At 60.8% G+C, this 1,282-nt stretch carries 2 protein-coding genes; one reads left to right on the forward strand and one right to left on the reverse strand.

The window, feature by feature from the left end; genetic code table 11:
* Nucleotides 1-117: 117 nt before the first annotated feature.
* Complete coding sequence (locus HY36_RS12640; protein WP_081806182.1) at nucleotides 118-483, reverse strand: GIY-YIG nuclease family protein; 366 nt, start codon at nucleotides 481-483, stop codon at nucleotides 118-120.
* A 185-nt stretch (nucleotides 484-668) separates the two neighbouring features.
* On the opposite strand from HY36_RS12640, the gene HY36_RS12645 reads away from it, so the two are divergent.
* On the forward strand, nucleotides 669-1,163 hold the full coding sequence (locus HY36_RS12645) for a GNAT family N-acetyltransferase (protein WP_035553464.1): 495 nt from the start codon (nucleotides 669-671) through the stop codon (nucleotides 1,161-1,163).
* The last annotated feature ends 119 nt before the right edge of the window (nucleotides 1,164-1,282 follow it).

Genomic DNA, 1,282 nt, shown 5'->3' on the forward strand with positions numbered 1-1,282 from the left:
CTGAGCGAAGTCGAAGCACGGGCGCGGGCTTGATGAAGTCGCAACCCAGGCCAATTCATCCTTAGACTTCGCTCAGGATGAGTCTGGTCAGAGGGCGGATTGCGTTCAGCAAATGGCTCAGGATGCGTCTCCGTCCTTCGGCCCGCCCGGATGCGTCAATTTGTAGAACCGGCCCCTTTCACGAACAGGCGGAGCGGTCCGCGATTTTGACAATTCCTTCAGCCTCTCCCAATCCCCGCGCACAAAGGCTTCCTTCTTGGCGCGCGTCCAGCCTTTCATCTGCCGCTCGAAACTGACCATCTCCGCGGGATCGGCAAACGCCCCGCACCAGAGCAGTTTCACCGGACGACGCGAGAACGTGAATGCTCTGGGATTAACACCCTCATTGTGCTCCCAAACGCGCACCTCAACATCGTTGCCGCGATGGGAGCCGACATAATATTTCCCGTCAGCACATTGCAGAAGATAGACCCAGAACTGCATCGCTCTACCTTAGCGCTCATCCTGAGCGAAGTCGAAGGATTGGGCGTGGGCTTGCGGAGGTTGCGGCCTGTATCAAGTCATCCTTTGACCCCGGCCTTCACCGGGGCAGGCTCCGCTCAGGATGAGTCCTGTGTTTGCGGCACAATCTGTTGCCAATCCCCGGCCTATGCGCCACATCCCCGAATATGCCCATCCGTCCCTACGCCCCTTCAGACCTCCCTGCCCTCTATGCCATCAACCAGGCCTCGACGCCCGGAGTGGGGCATGAAGACTCGGCTGAGGGCCTGAAGCGCTGGATTGATCTGTCCACCTGTCTTGTCGCAACAGATGCGGGCGGCGCGCCGCTCGGTTTCATTGCGCTGATCGAGCCCGGCACGCTGGCCTATGACAGCGCCAATCTGCGCTGGTTCGAAGCGTGGCAGGCGGAACAAGGCTGCGACCTGCTCTATGTCGACCGGATCGCGATATCGGAGGCCGCGCGCGGACAGGGCCTCGGCCAGCGGCTGTATGAAGCCGCCTTCGAGATCGCCAAGGGCCGCCAATGGCTCGGCGCAGAAGTGAACACAGACCCGGACAATCCGGGCTCGCACAAATTCCATACCCACCTCGGCTTCGCCCGCATCGGCGAAAAACGCTACAGGCCGGACTACGCCGTCGCCTATTATGCACGGCCGGTATAGACGCCCGCCCCTTCCCGTGATCCCGGAAATTGCGGAAGCAAATATATGGGTCCCGGATAAGCGCGATGCGCTTTCCGGGATGACAAACTCTCCTCTCTCCGTGTCTCCGGCGCTGCGGA

The organism is Hyphomonas atlantica corrig. (assembly GCF_000682715.1).
GTDB lineage: Bacteria > Pseudomonadota > Alphaproteobacteria > Caulobacterales > Hyphomonadaceae > Hyphomonas > Hyphomonas atlantica.

Excerpts from the sequence above, each read along its gene's own strand:
- HY36_RS12640 (WP_081806182.1), bottom strand. The coding sequence starts at position 483 with ATGCAGTTCTGGGTCTATCTTCTGCAATGTGCTGACGGGAAATATTAT.
- HY36_RS12645 (WP_035553464.1), top strand. The coding sequence starts at position 669 with ATGCCCATCCGTCCCTACGCCCCTTCAGACCTCCCTGCCCTCTATGCC.